Annotated in this window: 2 protein-coding genes; both read right to left on the reverse strand. The window is 65.1% G+C overall.

Annotated elements, in window-relative coordinates; all coding sequences use genetic code 11:
• Window positions 1-2,267 (reverse strand): UvrD-helicase domain-containing protein (locus QZL67_RS05410; protein WP_292919920.1); only part of this gene is annotated, 2,267 nt, incomplete at its 3' end.
• Between the two features lies 1 nt (window position 2,268).
• Window positions 2,269-3,359 (reverse strand): PD-(D/E)XK nuclease family protein (locus tag QZL67_RS05415; RefSeq protein ID WP_292919922.1); only part of this gene is annotated, 1,091 nt, incomplete at its 5' end.

A 3,359-nucleotide genomic window follows, 5' to 3' on the forward strand; every position in this document is an offset into this window, starting at 1 on the left:
TGCCCCTCCTCCAGCAGCCGCCGCAGCTGGGTCACAAAGGCAAAGAGGCCCCGGTAGCCGCTGCTTTCAAACTGCTCTGCATGCTCGGTCAGGGCGATCAAGTTCTCCCGCCGCTCTGCGCCGCTGTCCATGGCGCCGAAAACGCCCAGGATGTTCAGGGTATTGTACAGGTGCCACAGCAGGTGGTGGACGCTCATATCTCGTCCCGCCAGCCGCAGCTCTGAAAGCGTCTTCAAAAACGCCTTGCAGTCTTCTCCTTCGTCGGAAACCAGCGCATCATAGAAATCTCCCTTGGGGCATCCCGCCCGGATCATCGCCAGCCGGTCCGGCGTGAAGCCGAACAGCGGCGAGCGCAGCACCGCGATCAGCGGCACGTCCTGGCGGGGGTTGTCAATGATCTCCAGAAGACCCATGACCACGCTGATCTCCATGGTGTGGAAAAAGTCCCCGCTCTCCTCAAAGGAACAGGGGATGTCCCGCTCCGCCAGAGCCTGGGCATAGGCCGCCTTCCGGCTGCCAGGGGAGCGCATCAAAATCACAAAGTCCTCCGGCCGGCAGGGGCGCAGCGTCCCGTCCTCGCCGGTAACGGGATACCCCTCGTCCAGCAGCGTCCGAATGCGGCCCGCTACGAACCGGGCTTCCGCCGTCAGCTTCTTCACCGGCCGGTCCTCCTCCCCAGAGCGCTGCCGGGCACAGATCAGGTGAAACTCCGTGTCGCAGTCATGGCGCTCCGGGTAATATTCCGCGCCGAAGTGAAGCGCCTCATCCTCGCCGTAGTCCATCTCCCCCATTTCCTGGGAGAGGATGTTGGAAAAGACGAAGTTGGCAGCGTCCAGGATCTCCCGCCGGGAGCGGAAATTCTTGGAGAGCAGGATCTTTCGCTCCTCGCCGTCGGCGGCCTCCTCATAGGAGCGGAAGCGGTTGTACTTCTCCAGGAAAATGGTGGGGTCTGCCAGGCGGAAGCGATAGATGCTCTGCTTGACGTCGCCCACGGTGAAAATGTTCTGCCCATCCCGGGACACCGCCCGGAAGATGGCATTCTGCACCTCGTTGGTATCCTGATACTCGTCCACCAGGATCTCCTGATACCGGGCCGCCACCTGGGTACCCAGCTCCGTGGGGCCGCCGTCTGGCGCCACCAGCAGCCGCAGGGCCAGGTGCTCCCAGTCGGAGAAGTCCGCGCTGTTGCGCCGCAGCTTTTCCTGGCGGTACTGCTCCGCAAAGGCCTCCGTCAGCTCCAGCAGAGCGATCATGGCCGGTGCCACCGCCCGGAGGTCCTCCATGGCCTCCTCCCCGCTGACATCCAGCAGAGCGTCCATCCGCTTCTTCTCGTCCTTGGCACTCTCCCATACCCGCTTGAGGGCCACCACGGCAGGCTCTTCACTCCGGCCCCGGGGCGTGGTCAGCCGGGGGAACACCACCGCGGCCGCCGCCTGCCGTGCTCCTTCCCAGCTCTCACTTTTGGCCAGGGCGTCAAAGGAGAACGAAGCCGTCAGGAACTTTTCGCCGTAGCCTCGGGAGAGGGCCTCGTCCCCCTCCGTCCGGGCGGCGGCACTGCGCAGCAGTCCCGCCCAATGTCCCGCCTTTCGGTGCAGGCCCGCCAGCAGTTCCCGGGCGTATGCCGTCTCGTCAAAGCTGCCGGTGAGGCCGCTCCAGGCCTCCCGGTTCTCCCGCAGCCACCGCTCCGGGTCCGCATGGCTCTGGAGTTTATCGTACAGCTCCAGCACCAGCTCCGCCAGGGCAGTGTCGTCCCGTCCGGCGCCCAGCGTGTCCGCCAGCTGCTCCCGGCCCGGGTCCAGCTCCTCATAAAATGCCTCCAGCGTCCGCTCCAGCACCCGGGCGCGCAGCAGCTTGGCCTCGCTCTCGTCCAGCACCCGGAAATCCGCCGTCAGGGCGTGGCGCTGTCCCTCCTCCGCCAGGAGGTGGGTGCTCTCCCGCAGCAGTGCCGTGCAGAAGGCGTCCACCGTCTTGATGTCCGCCCGGTATACCCGCAGCATCTGCCGCTTGAGATGCTGGTCCCCCGGCTGCTGGGCCAGACGCTTGGTCAGCTCCGCGGCGATCTTGCCCCGCAGCTCCGCAGCGGCAGCCTTGGTATAGGTGATGATGAGGAAGTCATCCACATTGCAGTGCTCCTCCGTCACATAGCGGAAGAGCCGCTCCACCAGCACTTTGGTCTTGCCGGAGCCGGCGGCGGCAGACACCAGCAGACTGCCGCCCCGGTTCTCCACCACCGCCTGCTGCTGGGGGGTCAGAGTTACTTTTGCCATCTCACTTGTCGCCTCCTTCCTCATCTTCCCGTTCCAGCTCATCCCAGAACTCCTCCGGCTTCACCGGCAGGATATAGCGCAGGTGGTCGCCGTCCCGGCCGTCCTGGAAATGGCAGGCCGGTGCCCAGTCGCAGTACTGGCAGTAGCTGTCCTCTTCGCTGTGGCAGCAGGGGTCCGCGTCGATGTTGCCCTGCCGGACTTCCCGGCCGATCTGCCGCACCAGTTTGTCCACATACCGCCCCAGCTTTCCCAGTCGGGCCGCCGAGGCGATGGAGCCGGAGATGCTGCCGTCCTTCCCCACCCGCACCGGCAGGAAATGGGGCTCCTGCAGTGACTCGTGCTCCATGGCCTGGAGCACCTCCGGGTCCGAGAGCAGCAGGCCGGACCGGCGCAGCTGCTTTTCCCGCTCCCGCCGCAGCTTTTCCGGCGGGATGTTCCGCTCTGCCGAGAGGATCTCATCCCGGGCGGGCAGATACAGCACGCCCGCCGGTTCGATCTCGTGGCCGAAATGCTGCGCCCCCTCTTTTTGCAGGGCGAAGAGGTAGAGCAGCATCTGGATATCCAGTCCCATCCGCACCGCCGCCAGGTCAAAGGACTTGCGGCCGGATTTGTAATCCACCACCCGCAGATAGAGCTTTCCGTCCTTGACCCAGCCGTCCACCCGGTCCACTTTGCCGCCGATCCGCAGCTGGGCATCCGGCTCCGACACCACCACCGCCGGCAGCGTACCGCCGTCGCCGAAGCTCAGCTCAAATTCCAGCGGCACGAAATCTGAGTGGCGCATCTCCTCCGCCACCTGTTCCACCACCGCCCAGGCGGTATTCCGCAGCCGTGCAAAGAGATATTTGAACCGGGCGCCCCGGCCCTGGAAATTCCGCAGCTCCTGCTCCATATACCGCCGGATATAGTAGGTGGTCAGCTCCCGCAGCTCCGTCTCCTCCACCTGGGCAAAGCCACCACGCTTGAGCACATCCGCGGTCACATGCTCCAGAAGGTAGTGGAGGAAGGTTCCAACCTGGGGCGCGTCGAAGGCAGCGGGCTGCCGGGGCTTTGCCCGGAGGCCGTATTCCATGAAATAGGCGAAGTGGCAGG

The sequence above is a fragment of the Oscillibacter sp. CAG:155 genome (assembly GCA_000436875.1).
Classification (GTDB): Bacteria; Bacillota; Clostridia; order Oscillospirales; family Oscillospiraceae; genus Oscillibacter.